This is a genomic window from Nocardia sp. NPDC049526 (assembly GCF_044465765.1).
Classification (GTDB): domain Bacteria; phylum Actinomycetota; class Actinomycetes; order Mycobacteriales; family Mycobacteriaceae; genus Nocardia.
The window spans coordinates 86,672-101,584 of record NZ_JBITMA010000006.1; the positions used below are offsets into that span (position 1 = coordinate 86,672).

Below are 14,913 nucleotides of genomic sequence, written 5' to 3' on the forward strand. Positions count from 1 at the left end.
ACGCGCGGACGCCGCCCCCTCATTGATTGTACCGACCGATTGTTCTAACATTGCCGACAACCAGTAGCACAACGGAATGCGATGGGAGTCGCTGATGACAACCAAGGACACCGACTTGCGCACCGAGGGTCTCGCGGTGATGCGCGCGGCCCTGCCCGGCGTCTTTCCCGAGGGCGATATCGACCTGCGTGACGGTCAGCTCGGTGAAGATCTCGTCGAGATCGGCCTGGTCAGTGTGTGGGCCCAGCTGTGGGGCCGGGAGGGACTCGCTCCACGCGATCGCAGCCTGGTCACACTCGGCATTCTGATCGCGCTCGGGTCCGAGACCGAGTTCGGGCACCACGTCCGAATCGGCTTGACCAACGGACTCACCAAGGACGAGATCGCCGAGGTCATCTACCACGCCAGCGGCTATGCCGGATTCCCGCGCGCGACCGCGGCACGCACCGCCGCCCGGGCCGCGCTGGGTGAATCGGCACCGGGCGAATAACCCGGCCCGGCAACCGCTTTCGACGCAAAGGAACGAATATGTCACTCGCAGGCAAGCTCGCCGTCGTCACCGGCGGCGGTAGCGGGATCGGCCAGTCCATCGCGACCGTACTCGCGGCCAAGGGCGCCGCGGTCGCGATCTGGGATCTGAACCTGGAGAACGCCGAGAAGACCGTCGCCTCGATCCGCGAAGCGGGCGGCACCGCCATCGCGGTCGTCGGCGATGCGGCCGATGCCGATGCCATCTCGGCGTCGGCCGCCCGCACCCACGCCGAGCTCGGACCCGTCACCGTGCTGGTCAACAATGCCGGAATCACGACGTACGAGCCATTCACGAGCTTGTCCGAGGATTCCTGGGATCGCATGATCGGGATCAATCTCAAGGGCCCCTTCCTGGTTACCAAGGCGCTGGTCCCCGATATGCTCGCGGCCGGATGGGGCCGGATCATCAATATCTCCTCGTCCTCCGCGCAGACCGGAGCACCGGGCATGGCCCACTACGCGGCTTCCAAAGGCGGCGTGATCGGCCTGACGAAGGCGTTGGCGGTCGAGTTCATCGAACAGGGAATCACCGTCAACCACGTTCCGCCCGGATTCATCGACACCCCACTGACCCGCCAGACCATCGACGTGGAAGCGGCAGCGGCGCATATGCCGATGAAGCGGGCCGGGCAGCCGGAGGAGATCGGCCATGCGGTCGCCTACCTCGCCTCCGAGGAAGCCGGTTACGTGACGGGTCAGACGCTCAGTGTGAACGGTGGACGCTATCTGTTCTGACAACTCGATCCGCTGATGAAGCCGGGTTCGCGGCCGGATGGATTCGCCTCCAGGTGGGAGTGCTCGGTACTCCCGCTCCCCGGCAACGGCGCCGGTGGTGGTCCCCGATGATGTGGATCTGGAGGCGATCCGGCCGCCGGAAGATATGTCGGCCGGGTGGTTGTGACGGACGCGCGTAGAGGAATACACGATGAGGATCGGAATCGTCGGATGCCGTCCCGCGGATCTCGCGCGCGCAATCGATGGACGTGCTCAGCTCGATGGCGAATATCGCGGGGTACCGCGCGGTCGTCGAGGCCGCGCACGAATTCGGCCGGTTCTTCACTGGTCAGGTCACCGCGGCCGGAAAGGTGCCGCCCGCAAAGGTCTTGGTGGCCGGTGCCGGAGTCGCCGGACTGGCCGCGATCGGTGCGGCGAGCCGGCTCGGCGCGATCGTGCGGGCCACCGATCCGCGGCCCGAGGTCGCCGAACAGGTCGAATCCGTTGGCGGACAATATCTCTCGGTCGATGTCGAGGAGCAGATGGCGGCTACGGACGGCTATGCCAAGGCCACGAGCGAGGCATACAACCGCAAGGCCGCCGAGCTCTACTCCCAGCAGGCCGGGGAGGTCGACGTCATCATCACCACGGCACTCGTCCCGGGTCGGGCGGCGCCGCGGCTGATCACCCGTGCCGATGTCGCGTCGACGAAGTCCGGCAGCGTGATCGTCGATATGGCGGCGGCGCAGGGCGGCAATGTGGAAGGTTCGGTGCCCGGCCGGAAGATTGTCACCGACAACGGTGTGACGATCATCGGCTACACCGATCTGGTCGGCCGGCTGCCCGCACAAGACTCGCAGCTCTACGGCACCAACCTCGTCAACCTGTTGAAGCTGCTGACACCGGGCCAGGACGGTCGGCTGGTCCTCGATCTGGAGGACGTCGTGCAGCGGGCCATCACCGTCGCTCGGGACGGCGCGAAGCTGTGGCCGCCACCGCCGGTGCAGGTCTCGGCCACCCCGGTGGTCGCACCGAAAGTCCTACCGCAGCGGTCAACCCCGCCGCCCAAGACCAGCCCGATCGCGGGCATGCCGGTGCTGCGCGTGTGGGAGGCCGAGAACGTCATCGTTTTCAAGCGGTCGATGGCGGCCGGATATGCGGGCGTGCAGAATCCGCTGTTCTTCGGGGAGAACACCCAGATGCTGTTCGGCGACGCCGAACAACGTGTCGAAGACATCGTGCGCGCGCTGGACCGCGTCCCTGCCCACTGATGCCCGGAGCGGCTCGGCTCCGGGCATCCGAGCGCGAGTCAGACGCCCTCGGGGACCTCAGCGAGCTTCTCGGACTTGTCGAAACCGACGATATCGGCGAGGGTGCCGCCCAGGATAGCCGCGCGATCCTCGTCGGGAACCCCTTCGAAATTCTCGGCGATGCATTCGGCGCTGCCGCGGAAAGTTCCCTCCGCATGCGGGTAATCGTTGCCCCACATGATGGTCGTCAATCCGGTGATGTGCCGGGCTTTGACCGCGGTCGGGTCATCGGCGAACTGGACGTGGATCTGGCGCTGCACATACTCACTCGGCTTCAGCGGCCACGGCCACTTCGCATTGATATTGAACAGCCGTCCCATGGTCGGCTGATCCTTCGGCGAACGAGTTTCGTCCCAGAAGCCGAGCCACCAGTCCGGGTCCTGGCCGGTGCCGGTCCGCCATGACCGGTCCATCATGCCAAGGTAGGAAACCAGCCAGCCCGCGCTGTACTCGACCAGGTTGAAGTGCAGATTCGGAAAGCGTTCACAGACGCCGCCGCCGACCAGGTCGGCGATGATGCCCTGCGGGATCGCGGAGGCGGTATTGCCGCCGCCCATGGTCCGGCCCGCCACCATATCGTCGGTGAGCTGCCCCTTGCCCATATTGACCGCCATCATCAGGCCCTTGACGGTGACCGCCGTCTCCGAGGTTTCTTCCTTGACCGAAACCCCGCCGGTAGCGACGTGGAAGAACACCGGCATTCCGTTGGCCTGCGCGGCCGCCCAGATCGGGTCGTAATGCCGTGACCAATACGGCACCGGCGGCAGCTCCGGCACCAGGATGGCCCCGAGACCGGCGCGGGCACAGCGTTCGATCTCGGCGACCGCATCCGGAATATCGGTGACGGGGATGGCGGCGGTCGGGCGCATCCGGTCCTTGTACCGGAGATAGCGCTCGACAATGTAATCGTTGTAGACGCGCGCATGCGCCATCGACAACTCGTGATCGTCGGTGAACAGCACGAACAGCGACAGATTCGGGAACATCACGGCGGCGTCGACGCCATCGATATTCATATCCCGAAGGATGTGCTCCGGCTCGCCGTCCGGAGTCGGTCCGGCGGTCTGCCGGTACTTCGAAATGGTCCAGCCGTCGAAGCCGATCGTGTGGAGTTTCTTGAACTCGGTGTGTCCACCCGGCACGATCGGCTCGTCGAGGGTGAATTCCTCTTCCCAGAGCGCCCGTTCCCGAAGATGTACGGGCAGCCGGGTTTTGAACAGGTCGACCGGTTCGATGATGTGCGAGTCACCGGAGGCGACGAATTCCTTGAACATGCGGTACCTCTCTCGTCCCTCGATGCGCCATTGGCAATCGGTAAAGGGATCCGCGTCCAAGGTTACTTGTACCGCTCGGTCCAGTCTTCGAAATTGAGGATACTTCTGCCGCCAAAGTCGGTGTAGTACTGCATATATGCCGTGAGGAGTGCACCTAAACCTGAAGTGCGCGGCCGCGGACGCCGCGTCCGGGAGCAACCGCTCGACGGCGGTGCGGACGCGGGCCACGGCCGCGCTTGCGACTACCAGGCAACAGGCAGTTCGTAGATGCCGTAGGCGAGCGAATCACCCTTGAACCGCAACTGGTCGAAGTCGACGCCGAGTCGCAGCGTCGGGATGCGGCGGTAGAGGGTGCCGAATACAACCTCGAGTTCGATGCGCGCAAGCTGCTGGCCGATGCACTGGTGTGGCCCCCAGCCGAACGCATGATGGTGGCGCGCCTCGCGCAGCAGATCGAGCTTCTCCGGGTCAGGGAACGCCACCGGGTCGAAGTTGGCAGCGGGCAACGAGCTGATGATGCCCTCCCCCGCACGGATCGTATGGCCTTCGACCTCGATGTCCTCGGTGGCGATGCGGCGCTGCAACAGGTGCGGGATGGTCAGATAGCGCAGCAGTTCCTCGACCGCGCCCGCGATGACCTTCTTATCCTCGGTTTCGCGCAGCAGTGCCAGCTGGTCCGGATTCTCCAGCAGCAGCGCGGTCGCGAGCGTGATCATATTCGCGCTGGTCTCGTGACCGGCGATGAGCATGATCATGCCCATGATGGTGGCGCCGGGCATATCCAGCTCGCCCGCCTTGACCCGCGCCGCGAGGTCGGAGACAACGTCCTCTGCGGGGTTTTCCATCTTGGCCACGATCAGCTTGCCCAGGTAGGCGCCGAGGGCCGCACTCGAGACGCTGTTCTCCTCCGGAGTCACCTCCCGACCATTGGTGATCTTGGCGTGTTCCTCGAAGAAGTCGTGATCCTCGTACGGCACGCCGAGCAGTTCGCAGATCATCAGCGACGGCAGCGGCAGCGACAGGGCCTCCACCAGATCGGCCGGATTCGGGCCCGCCAGCATCTTGTCGATGAGGTCGTCGGTGACCCGCTGGATCGCCGGACGGACCTTCTCCATCCGCCCACGCGTGAACGAATTCGTCAGCATCCGACGCAATCGCGCATGCTCGGGGCCGTCGGTGTCGAAGAGCGTCTTCGGCCGGTCATGGATCGTCTCGGCGATGCTCCGGGTCATATACGGGAATCCGGGCAGATGGTCGTTGGCGCTGACCCGCGGATCACCCATGACCTGTCGCTGGGCGGCGTGCGAGGCAATCAGCCACGGGGTCCGGCCGTCCCAGGTGCGCACCCGCGAGACCGGGCGACCGGCGGCGTGCAGCTCACGCAATTCCGGCGAGGGCAGGAACGGGCACTTGGCATCGCGCGGCGTCGGGTATTCAGGGACATCCACGGTCTCGGTCATGATCGGCTCTCCTTGGCTCGACATTTCATTCCTCGATGGAGATCGCCAGCGCAGGACAGACGGCCGCCGCCTGCCGGACATCCTCGGCCTGTTCGGCCGACGGGTGTTCGTTCAGCAGCACCACGATGCCGTCCTCGTCACGTTGGTCGAACACCTCGGCAGCGGCGGCAACGCATTGCCCCGCGGCGACGCACTTGTCTTCGTCGATGACAACCTTCATCGGTTCTCTCCTGGTCATTTCGGTGAATTGGGCTGGGGCTGAAGGCAATCAGGGCCGAGGAGTGGCCGGACTCGGGAGCGTATCGACGATCTCCTGTCGGCGCTGGCGGGTCTGTTTGGGCATATTCCAGCCGAGGACCCCGGTGACCACATCCGCGTCGCGGTACCGCGCGACGAACCGACCGGTCGCCGGGTCACCGTCGACGATGTCGACATCGGCACCCGCGGAAAGCCTGCCGTGCACCTGGATCTTCACGTCGAACTGATCGGTCCAGAAGTAGGGCACCGGCACATACGGCTGGTCCTGCCCCATGATCACACCGGCGACGGCCGCGGCCTGCTCGGTGGCATTGGTCCGGTTTTCCAGGCGGATCAGCCCGCCGAAATGCTCGTGATGCCACCGGGCCAGATCGCCGACGGCATAGATGCCCTCGGCGGCACGGCAGCGAGAATCGCAGACCACACCGTTATCCAGCTGCAGCCCACTGTCTTTCAGCCAGCCGGTCGCCGGGGCCGCGCCGATCGCGACCACCACGACATCCGCGGGCAGCACTTCGCCGGAGCCGAGCCGCACACCGGTGACTCGACCGTCCACGCTGTCCAGGCCGACGACGCCGGTGCCGAGTCGCAGCCGCACACCGCGCTCGGTGTGCAAGTCCGCCAACAGTTTCGACACCATCGCGCCGACCTGCAAGGCCATGGGGGCCGGCTGCGGACCGGTCATCGTCACGTCCAGCCCGAGTGTGCGTGCGGTGGCGGCGATTTCGGCACCCAGGACGCCCTCGCCGACGACGACCAATCGCGAACCGATCAGTAGATCCGCTCGTAGCGCCAGCGCGTCGTCGAGTGTGCGCAATACGTGCACACCGGTCAGGTCATCCTGTCCGGGCAATGTCCGCGCCCGCACGCCCGTGGCGAGTACGACCGCATCCGCCCGCAATTCGTGACCCGCTGCGGTTCGAACGGTTCGTGTGGCCGGATCCAGCGCCGTCGCCGCAGCACCGAGTACGAATTCGACATCCAATGCCGCGAGCATCTCCTGCTTGCGTAGCGCGGCCCGATCCGGTTCCCACGCGCCGGAGAGCACCTGCTTGGACAGCGGCGGTCGATCGTACGGTGCGTGCGGCTCATCGCCGAGCACCGTGATCGTGCCTTGAAAGTCCTTGCGCCGCAGCGCTTCCACCGTGGACAATCCAGCAGCCGACGCACCGACCACCAGCACCTGTTCCGGCGCGGTCATGCGACTGCCTCGCGCACATACCTCATCTGCGACTCCGTTCGACTGCCTCGTGCCCGGCGACAATCGAATGTTAGACCTATCGGTCGGTACAATCAAGGAAAACCAGTGGACCAGCGGCAGGAGGTCGGGTTCGGCCGCAGGCGACCGACCGAACCGGGCAAAAAGAGTGAACTATTTTCCGGCCACGACCTGCACGGCGGCATACGCACCGCCGTCGACGAGCAGGTCGATGCCATTGCGGAAATTTGCCTGATCGGACCGCGCGAAGGCAACCAAGGCGGCCACCTCACCGGATTTGCCCATCCGCCGCAACGGTGTGCCCCCGACCAGCTTGCCCGTCATCGGATGCGCTTCGGCTTCCTGTTTCCCCTGGGGCGTGGCGACGATGCCGGGCGATACCGAGCAGATGCGCGCACCGACCGGACCGAGGCGCATCACCTCCTGCCGAACGAACCGGTGCACGCCACACTTGGCCCAGCTGTACGCGATGCCCGCGTCCTCGACGGACGCGCCGAGCGTCTCGCGCAGGTGCTCCAGGATCAGGCGGTACCGTCGCGCAATACGCGCTTGAGCACCTTTCCGGAAGGAGTTCTCGGCAAGGTGTCGATGCATTCGATCTCCGCGGGCACTTTGTATTTGGCCAAGCGGGTGCGACAGAAATCCTTCAGCGCCTCGGCGTCGAAGTGGCTGCCCGCACGCAGCACGACGAATGCCTTCGGCACCTCGCCCCAGCGCGGATGGGGTATGCCGACGACCGCCGCCTCGACGACGTCCGGGTTTTCGTACAGCACCCGCTCGACCTCCGGGGTGGCGATATTCTCCCCGCCCGAGACGATCATGTCCTTCTTGCGGTCCTCGATGTAGAGGTAGCCGTCTTCGTCGAGACGCCCGATATCTCCGGTGTGGAACCACCCGTTGCGCAGGGCCGAGCGGGTGGCCGCCTCGTCCCGCCAGTAGCCCGACGTCACCTTGGGTCCACGGATGACGATCTCGCCGAGTTGTCCGGCCGGAACACTGGTATCGCGCTCGTCGAAGATGGCGACCTCGACATCGGCCACCGGCCGACCGACCGAGCCGACCTTCGATCGCATGTGTTCGGCATCGTTGACGGTATCGCCGGAGACGGTTTCGGTGAGGCCGTACGCGTCGGCGAACCAGACGCCCGGGAACGCATCGGCGATCCGGTCGAGCAGCGGGATGGGCATCTTCTCACCACCGCCGGTGATGAAGCGGATCGATGAGGTGTCGCGATCGGCGATATCGGGCAATTGCAGCAGGCCGTTCATCATCGACGGCGCCAGCCAGACATTGGTCGGGCGCAGCTTTTCGATCGCGTCCATCACCGCGGCGGCGTCGAACCGGCGGATCAGGCTCAGTCGCCCACCGGCGTGGAAGGTGGCCAGACCCGGCAGATCCATACCGCCCACGTGGTAGAGGGGGCCGCACACCAGGGTGTTGTCCGCGGCGGTCAGCGAGAACTCGAGGATGTGCGCGAGGTTCTTCCAGGTCAGATTCTGATGCGAGATCATCACACCCTTCGGGCGCGAGGTCGTGCCCGAGGTGTACATAAGTCGTTGCAGCGCATCGGGTTGCACATCGACAATCGCCGTTGTCCGGCCGATATTCGGTCCGATCAGCGCGTCGTATTCCAGCCACGACGGATCCGGCGCGGCATCCAGCGTCACGCGATGCCGCAACAGCGGCAGCGACGGAGCCAATGCGTCGATCCCCGCCGTGAACTCCGACTCCGTCACGATGGCGCCGGCGTTCGAGTGCTCGAGAATGTACTGCCATTCCGCCGGGGACAACCGATAGTTGAGCGGCATGATCGCGGCGCCGATGTGATTGGCCGCGAGCATGGTTTCCACGAATTCGACCCGGTTGTACAACAGCACGGCGACGATATCGCCCGCGCCGACTCCCAGTTCACGCAGTGTGCGGGCCAGCGCATGCACGCGGGTGCGCAGTTCGGCGTAGCTCAGGGCCCGATCGCCTTCGGACAGTGCGATTTCGGCTGCGTATTGTTGCGCGTTCCGGTCGAACACGGCGGCGAAGTTGAACATTCACGGGCCTTCGCTGTGAAGAGGAAACTGAAAGTTTTCTGTACCGGTCAGGCTAATCAACTGCGGCGCGGCAGACAACCATCGACGACGGTTCCGCCACATCACGGCAACGAGTAGCCGCCGTCGACGACCAGGGAATGCCCAGTGACCCAACGGGATTCATCGCCGGCGAGATATACGACCGCGCCGGCGATGTCGGCGGGTGCGCCGAATCCGAGCGGATGCTTGGCCTCGATCGCATTCATCGCCTCGGCGGGCAGGCCGTCGTGCACGGCCGTCGGAAAGGTGCCCGGACATACGGCGTTGACCCGAATTCCCTCCTTGGCGTATTCGAGTGCGGCAACGCGGGTCAGGTGGATCACTCCGGCCTTCGACGCACAGTAGGGCGCGGCATACGCCCAAGCGGTCAGCCCGCTGACGGAGGCGATATTGACGATGGAGACATTCCCCTTCTTGCGCAGTGCGCGAGCGACCGCACGGATGCCATGGAAGGTGCCGGTCAAGTTGACCGACATCGTGCGCTGCCAGTCCTCGGTGGACAGATGATGAATACGGGCGTTCGGCGACACGATGCCCGCGGTATTCACCAGCACATCGACGGTGCCGCTGCGCTCGACGGCAGACCGGATGAGGGCATCGAATTCGTCGCCGTCGGCGACGTCCAGCCGTTCGGTAGTTACGGCAATTCCCTTGTCACGCAATGTATCTGCCAACAATGCCATGACATCGACATTCAGGTCGGCGAGGACGAGATCGCGAATCCCCTCCTCGGCGCAGCGCAGCGCGACCGCCGAGCCGAGCGCGCCCCCCGCGCCGGTCACCACCGCGGTCTTGCCTTCGAGCCTCGAACCCATGTCGGCCTCCCATGTCGGGACAGTTAATTAATTAGAACACTCGGTATACAAAACCAAAACCGCAAATCTGTCAAGGTCTCGCGCACAGACCCCGGAAACGCCGAACGCCGCGTCGGACAACACGTGGTTGTCGAACGCGGCGTTCGGGTCGGTCAGGTGCTAGGCGGTACTCGCCGCTGTCTGCGCCTCGACCTGCGCCTCCAACGCCTCGAGATCGCATTTACCGTCGGCGAAGCCATTGAAGAGTGTGTGGCAATAGGACTTCGACAGGAATTTCGCATCCCATCGCTTATCCGGATCCAGCCACTGATAGGTGCGGTTGTGCATATTGAGAAACTGCAGCATGGCCAGGGTCGGATCGGCCTTGCGCAGCGATCCGTCGTCCATCGCGTCGACCAGCAGCGACCGCACGACATGCTCGACTTCTTTGCGCTTCTCGAGCATCCGGGACAGATTCTCGCCGGTCAGTTGGCGATAGTCGTGTTCGTACACCCAGATATGGTCCAGGCGCTCGAAGATGACGTTCAGCAATTCCTCGGACAACAACCGAAGTTTGACCAGTGGTGGCGCATCCAACTCCTGGATACGCGTGGCGACGACCAACAACGGGTCGAGAACCCGCCCCTGGATTTCGACGAGCAGATTTTCCTTGGAGCCGATGTAGTAGTACAGCGCGCCCTTGGCCAAGCCGACCGTGTCACCGATCTCGATGATCCCCGTCGCGGCATAGCCCTTTTTCGCGAATAGCGCCGCGGCCGTATCGATGATTTCCTGTCGCTTGACCTCGTAGGCGGGTCCGTGTCCTGGTGGTCGAGCCATCTCATCCCTCCCGCGGTCGCGTGCGAACCGAGTATACGCAGAGTGAACGGTCGGTAGAAGCTACCGTGTCGGTGTCTGTCACGGGTGGGCGTCCAGGGATTCGCGAATCGCGGCCTCGATGCGCGCCTCGTCGGGCAGCCAGATCTGCTCCAGCGCCGGAGTGTACGGCGCGGGTGTCGCTCCTGCGGTTACCCGGATCACCGGCGCGTCCAGGTACCAGAATCCCTCGCGGACGGCGCGCGCGGCCAATTCGGCGCCGACGCCGAATTCACCGACGGCCTGATGGACGACCACCAGGCGATTCGTCTTGCGTAGCGAGGTCAGGACGGTATCGAAGTCCAGGGGACTGATGGTCCGCAGGTCGATGACCTCGACCTCGATACCCTCGGCGGACAGTCGATCGGCGACGGCGAGGCAGTCGTACATCATCTTCGAGTACGACACCACGGTCGCATCCACGCCCGGTCGTCGCACGATCGCCTTACCGAGGGGCACAAGGTGATCCGCCGACGGCTCGGGCCCCTTCTTGCCGTACAGCAGGCGGTTCTCGATGAAGATCACCGGATTTGGATCCTGGATCGCGGCCCGCAGCAAGCCATAGGTGTCGGCCGGAGTCGACGGCATCACCACGGTCAAGCCGGGGATATGGGCGAGCAGACCCTCCAGGCTCTGGGAATGCTGACTGCCGGAGGATTTGCCCGCACCGAACTGGGTGCGCACGACCAGGGGCATGGTCACCGCGCCGCCGGTCATGAAGCGCAATTTGGCCGCCTGGTTCATCAATTGATCCAGGCAGACGCCGATGAAGTCGAAGTACATCAGTTCGACGACCGGGCGGTAGCCCGCCATCGCCGCGCCCACCGCGGTCCCCATGATCGCGCTTTCGGAAATCGGGGTGTCGCGGACGCGGCCCGGGAATCGGTCGGCCAGACCGCGAGTCAAACCGTAGACATTGCCACCTTTTCCGACATCGATACCCGCCAGGAAGACGGTCGGATCGTCTTCGAGCTCGCGGGTCAGCGCATTGGTGATCGCATGCATGACCTTCAGCGTTCCGCCGGTCGGGGTCGCCGGTTCCGGTATTTCGGCACGTGGCGTGGTGACGAAATCGCCGACCGTCTCGGCAGCGGGATACGGTGCGGCGGTGGCCTGCTCGATCGCGTGCTCGATCACGGCATCGACCTCGCGCTCGACGACAGCCAGTTGCTCGGCCAGGCCGCGCCCGCGCATGGTGTCGGCGAGCAGGATCAGCGGATCGCGCTTCTTCCATTCGGTGAGTTCTTCGGCGTCCCGGTAGCTTTCGGGATCACCCTCGTAGTGCCCGTGCCAGCGGTAGGTGGTGGCTTCGACGATCATCGGGCCCGCGCCAGCGCGCAGCCGAGCGACCAGCTCGCGCTGTAGCGCCGCGACCTGCACGACATCGTTGCCGTCCACCCCGTGGTATTCGACGCCGTAGCCCGTCGCGCGCTCGCGCAGGGTCGCCCGGTGCTGGTCGGCGGCCGCGGAGAATTCGGAGTAGCCGTTGTTCTCGCAGAAGAAGATGACGGGCAGGTCCCACACCGCGGCCAGGTTGACCGATTCATGGAACACGCCCTGTGCGATGGCGCCGTCGCCGAAGAAGGCGACGACCACGCCGCCGCCCCGGCGCAGCTGGGCGGCGGTACCGGCGCCGACCGCGATCGGGAGGCCCGCGCCCACAATGCCGTTCGCGCCGAAGATCCCCTTGCGTGGATCCGCGATGTGCATGGAGCCGCCGCGGCCCTTGCAGGTTCCGGTCTCCTTGCCCATCAGCTCGGCGAACATACCGTCGACATCGAGGCCCTTGGCGATGCAGTGGCCGTGGCCGCGATGGGTCGAGGTCACCACATCCCGGTCGTCCAGTGGCCAGCAGGCACCGACCGCGGATGCCTCCTGCCCGATGGAAAGATGCAGGAATCCGGGTATCCGGCTGTCGCGGTAGAGCCGGGCGGCGTGCTCTTCGAACCGCCGAATCGTCAGCATTCTCCGGTACATCTCGGTCAGCGTCGCCGCATTCCCCAAGTCCGTTGTCCGCAATTTGGATTCAGTCATTGTCATGGATTTCTCACCGATCGCTCGACGGCCTCGCACTCGGTGCGACTGTTGACGTGCGGCACCGATGGTCAATATTATACCGAGTGTTCGAAAAAACAAGAGTCGCTGTTGGCGACCAGATGACAGGACGGACTCGCTATGGATCTAGACCTGCCCGCCGAGGCGATCGAGCTACAGAAGCTGTGCCGTGACTTCGCCGAACGGGAGATCGAGCCGCACGCCGAGTCCTGGTCGGAGCAGGAACGATTCCCGTCCGAGGTCTTCCTGAAAATGGGCGAGTTGGACCTGACCGGGCTGCTCGTCGCCCCGGAGTACGGCGGCACCGATGCCGGATTCGTCTCCTACGTGGCCGCGATGGAAATGATCGGCGCGGCGGATCAGTCGCTGGCCGCCTGCTGGAATGCCCACTCCACCATCGCCTCACTCCCCCTGGCCACGTTCGGCACCGCGGAACAGAAGGCGAAATGGCTGACGCCGCTCGCGAGCGGTACTCATATCGGCGCCTTCGGTCTGACGGAACCGACCGCGGGTTCGGATGCGGCCGGGATCCGGACCACCGCAAAGCGCGACGGTGACGGATGGCTCATCAACGGCACCAAAATGTTCATCACCAATGCGGGCACCGAGATCAGCCTCGGGGTCACGATTCTCGCGGTGACCGGTACCGACGACGACGGAACCAGAAGGTACGGAACGTTTTTCGTGCCGACCGGCACACCGGGCTACACCGTCGGCCATCCGATGAAGAAGCTCGGCTGGCATGCGATGGATTCGCGGGAGCTGATCTTCGACGATTGCTGGATTCCGGGCGAGAACCTGATCGGCGACGAGGGCAACGGACTGCGGCAGTTCCTCGATGTGCTCGACGGCGGCCGCATCAGCGTCGCCGCATTGGCACTGTCCCTGGCCCAAGAGGCGCTCGATCTCGCGGCCACCCACGCGTCCCAGCGCGAGCAGTTCGGCAAAACGCTCTCGGCGTTCCAGGCGGTACAGCACAAGCTCGCCGATATGGCCACCGAGGTCGGAGCGGCCCGTGCCCTCGTCTATCGCGCCGCGTGGCTCGCCGACCAGGGCAGGCCGTTCGGCCAGGCGGCGGCCATGGCCAAGTTGTACGCCTCCGAGGTAGCCAATCGGGCGGCCAGCGCCAGCGTCCAGATCCACGGCGGCTACGGCTATATGCGCGAGTCGAAGATCTCGCGCTTCTATGCCGATGCCAAGATCCTCGAAATCGGCGAGGGCACCAACGAGATTCAGCGCAATGTGATCGCGCGGTATGTGGCGCGTTCGGCGCGAGCCTGAAAGTGGTGGGTGGGCAGCCGACCACTGCCCACCCACTCGGTCAGAAAGTCGGCAGCTGGGGGCGCTTCTTGACGTAACCACCCGCGTCGACGCGCATCTGCATGCCGGTGACCCAGCGGGATTCCTCGGAAATCAGAAAGAGCACGGCGTCGGCGATATCCTCCGGTTCGACGTAGGGGTTACCCATGCCGGTGGTCGCGGGGAAGGACACCAAGGCGTCCTCGCGCGTCGGATTCTCCAGATCGGGCCGGAACGAGCGGTACATGAGCTCGTTGTTGAGCATGTCGGTATTGACGTTCGTCGGGTGCACCGCATTGGCCCTGATCTGCCGGGATGCGAGCACGGTCGCGAGATCGTGGATGAAGGCGGCGACGGTGCGCTTGGCGAAGGAGTAACCCAGACCCCCGGGACCGTTGGCCGGGTTGTCGACGCTCGCGGGAATCAGTGCCGCGATCGATCCGGTCGCGACGATCGAGGCACCGGCCTTCAGATGCGGCAGGGCGGCCTCGACGGCATGGACCACGCCGTTGAAGTCGACGGTGATGGCATCGATGAAGGCCAGCGCACTGTCCTGCGGCCCCAACGGGGCGATACCGGCTTGCGCGACCACGCCGTCGAGCCGACCGAACTCGGCCACGCCCTCGGCCACCGCCGCCTTCAGCGCGGCGGGATCGCGCACATCGGCCTTGCGGGCGACGATGCGCCGCCCGAGCTTGTCCACCAGGCGGGCAGTTTCGTCGAGATCGTCTTGACTCGCCAGTGCGTAGCCGTTGGTGGCGATGTTCTCGCACAGATCCACGGCGATGATGTCGGCGCCCTCCTCCGCCAGCCGCAGCGCGTGTGCGCGCCCCTGGCCGCGGGCGGCTCCGGTAATGAAGACGACTTTGTCCTGTACTCGACCCATCGTGGGTTTTCCTTCCATCGACTCTCGCAGCGCGGCGGGACTCCTCGAATGCGGGCGCGGATCCACTCCGGCGCTGCCGTGGACACGGCGCGGCCGCACGATCCCGGCGAGCTGGTGCCATGAGCATAGTGAGTTCAGCCGGAAATGGGTAGA

13 protein-coding genes and 1 pseudogene are annotated in these 14,913 nt (G+C 65.1%); 4 read left to right on the plus strand and 10 right to left on the minus strand.

Translation table 11 applies throughout. The features are described 5' to 3' along the window. Window positions 1–94: 94 nt before the first annotated feature. From ACIBW7_RS20080 to ACIBW7_RS20090, 3 genes and pseudogenes are all read left to right on the plus strand, one after another. Window positions 95–490: a carboxymuconolactone decarboxylase family protein gene (locus ACIBW7_RS20080; protein WP_063038678.1), complete on the plus strand. Its 396-nt coding sequence runs from the start codon at window positions 95–97 to the stop codon at window positions 488–490. 38 nt (window positions 491–528) lie between these two features. Then, window positions 529–1,266 carry an SDR family NAD(P)-dependent oxidoreductase gene (locus tag ACIBW7_RS20085; protein ID WP_397048325.1) on the plus strand — a complete coding sequence of 246 codons (738 nt, stop codon included), beginning with the start codon at window positions 529–531 and terminating at the stop codon, window positions 1,264–1,266. 209 nt (window positions 1,267–1,475) lie between these two features. Then, window positions 1,476–2,516, plus strand: a pseudogene (locus ACIBW7_RS20090) (Re/Si-specific NAD(P)(+) transhydrogenase subunit alpha); the annotation flags it as partial. A gap of 38 nt (window positions 2,517–2,554) precedes the next feature. Here the strand turns inward: ACIBW7_RS20090 and ACIBW7_RS20095 are convergent. The 9 genes from ACIBW7_RS20095 to ACIBW7_RS20135 form a co-directional block, all read right to left on the minus strand. Beyond that, entirely contained in the window at window positions 2,555–3,829 is a 1,275-nt protein-coding gene (locus ACIBW7_RS20095) for an amidohydrolase family protein (protein ID WP_397048327.1), read from the minus strand. A gap of 242 nt (window positions 3,830–4,071) precedes the next feature. After that, the gene (locus tag ACIBW7_RS20100) at window positions 4,072–5,289 is read right to left on the minus strand and encodes a cytochrome P450 (protein ID WP_397048329.1); all 1,218 of its coding nucleotides are present in this window, start codon (window positions 5,287–5,289) and stop codon (window positions 4,072–4,074) included. A gap of 25 nt (window positions 5,290–5,314) precedes the next feature. Beyond that, window positions 5,315–5,509: a ferredoxin gene (locus tag ACIBW7_RS20105; RefSeq protein WP_397048331.1), complete on the minus strand. Its 195-nt coding sequence runs from the start codon at window positions 5,507–5,509 to the stop codon at window positions 5,315–5,317. A 48-nt stretch (window positions 5,510–5,557) separates the two neighbouring features. Next, window positions 5,558–6,748 (minus strand): NAD(P)/FAD-dependent oxidoreductase, encoded by a 1,191-nt coding sequence (locus ACIBW7_RS20110; RefSeq protein WP_397048333.1) that lies wholly within the window; start codon window positions 6,746–6,748, stop codon window positions 5,558–5,560. 171 nt (window positions 6,749–6,919) lie between these two features. Further along, window positions 6,920–7,360: an SDR family oxidoreductase gene (locus tag ACIBW7_RS20115; protein WP_397048335.1), complete on the minus strand. Its 441-nt coding sequence runs from the start codon at window positions 7,358–7,360 to the stop codon at window positions 6,920–6,922. Next, window positions 7,288–8,811, minus strand: a complete 1,524-nt coding sequence (locus ACIBW7_RS20120; protein ID WP_397048337.1) for a long-chain fatty acid--CoA ligase — start codon at window positions 8,809–8,811, stop codon at window positions 7,288–7,290. Before ACIBW7_RS20120 ends, ACIBW7_RS20115 begins: the two co-directional genes overlap by 73 nt. 101 nt (window positions 8,812–8,912) lie before the next feature. Next, window positions 8,913–9,665, minus strand: a complete 753-nt coding sequence (locus ACIBW7_RS20125; RefSeq protein ID WP_397048340.1) for an SDR family NAD(P)-dependent oxidoreductase — start codon at window positions 9,663–9,665, stop codon at window positions 8,913–8,915. Between the two features lie 159 nt (window positions 9,666–9,824). After that, the gene (locus ACIBW7_RS20130) at window positions 9,825–10,484 is read right to left on the minus strand and encodes a TetR family transcriptional regulator (protein ID WP_397048342.1); all 660 of its coding nucleotides are present in this window, start codon (window positions 10,482–10,484) and stop codon (window positions 9,825–9,827) included. A gap of 78 nt (window positions 10,485–10,562) precedes the next feature. Beyond that, window positions 10,563–12,560 (minus strand): pyruvate dehydrogenase complex E1 component subunit beta, encoded by a 1,998-nt coding sequence (locus ACIBW7_RS20135; RefSeq protein ID WP_397048344.1) that lies wholly within the window; start codon window positions 12,558–12,560, stop codon window positions 10,563–10,565. 135 nt (window positions 12,561–12,695) lie between these two features. Between ACIBW7_RS20135 and ACIBW7_RS20140 the strand changes: the two genes are divergently transcribed. After that, window positions 12,696–13,856, plus strand: coding sequence for an acyl-CoA dehydrogenase family protein (locus ACIBW7_RS20140; protein ID WP_397048346.1), 1,161 nt, complete (start codon window positions 12,696–12,698; stop codon window positions 13,854–13,856). Window positions 13,857–13,896: 40 nt separating this feature from the next. On the opposite strand, the gene ACIBW7_RS20145 is transcribed toward ACIBW7_RS20140, so the two are convergent. Beyond that, window positions 13,897–14,760, minus strand: a complete 864-nt coding sequence (locus ACIBW7_RS20145; RefSeq protein WP_357465920.1) for a mycofactocin-coupled SDR family oxidoreductase — start codon at window positions 14,758–14,760, stop codon at window positions 13,897–13,899. Between the last annotated feature and the right edge of the window lie 153 nt (window positions 14,761–14,913).

Coding starts and splice junctions, on each gene's coding strand:
- ACIBW7_RS20080 (WP_063038678.1), top strand. CDS start 95: ATGACAACCAAGGACACCGACTTGCGCACCGAGGGTCTCGCGGTGATG.
- ACIBW7_RS20085 (WP_397048325.1), top strand. CDS start 529: ATGTCACTCGCAGGCAAGCTCGCCGTCGTCACCGGCGGCGGTAGCGGG.
- ACIBW7_RS20095 (WP_397048327.1), bottom strand. CDS start 3,829: ATGTTCAAGGAATTCGTCGCCTCCGGTGACTCGCACATCATCGAACCG.
- ACIBW7_RS20100 (WP_397048329.1), bottom strand. CDS start 5,289: ATGACCGAGACCGTGGATGTCCCTGAATACCCGACGCCGCGCGATGCC.
- ACIBW7_RS20105 (WP_397048331.1), bottom strand. CDS start 5,509: ATGAAGGTTGTCATCGACGAAGACAAGTGCGTCGCCGCGGGGCAATGC.
- ACIBW7_RS20110 (WP_397048333.1), bottom strand. CDS start 6,748: ATGACCGCGCCGGAACAGGTGCTGGTGGTCGGTGCGTCGGCTGCTGGA.
- ACIBW7_RS20115 (WP_397048335.1), bottom strand. CDS start 7,360: ATGCATCGACACCTTGCCGAGAACTCCTTCCGGAAAGGTGCTCAAGCG.
- ACIBW7_RS20120 (WP_397048337.1), bottom strand. CDS start 8,811: ATGTTCAACTTCGCCGCCGTGTTCGACCGGAACGCGCAACAATACGCA.
- ACIBW7_RS20125 (WP_397048340.1), bottom strand. CDS start 9,665: ATGGGTTCGAGGCTCGAAGGCAAGACCGCGGTGGTGACCGGCGCGGGG.
- ACIBW7_RS20130 (WP_397048342.1), bottom strand. CDS start 10,484: ATGGCTCGACCACCAGGACACGGACCCGCCTACGAGGTCAAGCGACAG.
- ACIBW7_RS20135 (WP_397048344.1), bottom strand. CDS start 12,560: ATGACAATGACTGAATCCAAATTGCGGACAACGGACTTGGGGAATGCG.
- ACIBW7_RS20140 (WP_397048346.1), top strand. CDS start 12,696: ATGGATCTAGACCTGCCCGCCGAGGCGATCGAGCTACAGAAGCTGTGC.
- ACIBW7_RS20145 (WP_357465920.1), bottom strand. CDS start 14,760: ATGGGTCGAGTACAGGACAAAGTCGTCTTCATTACCGGAGCCGCCCGC.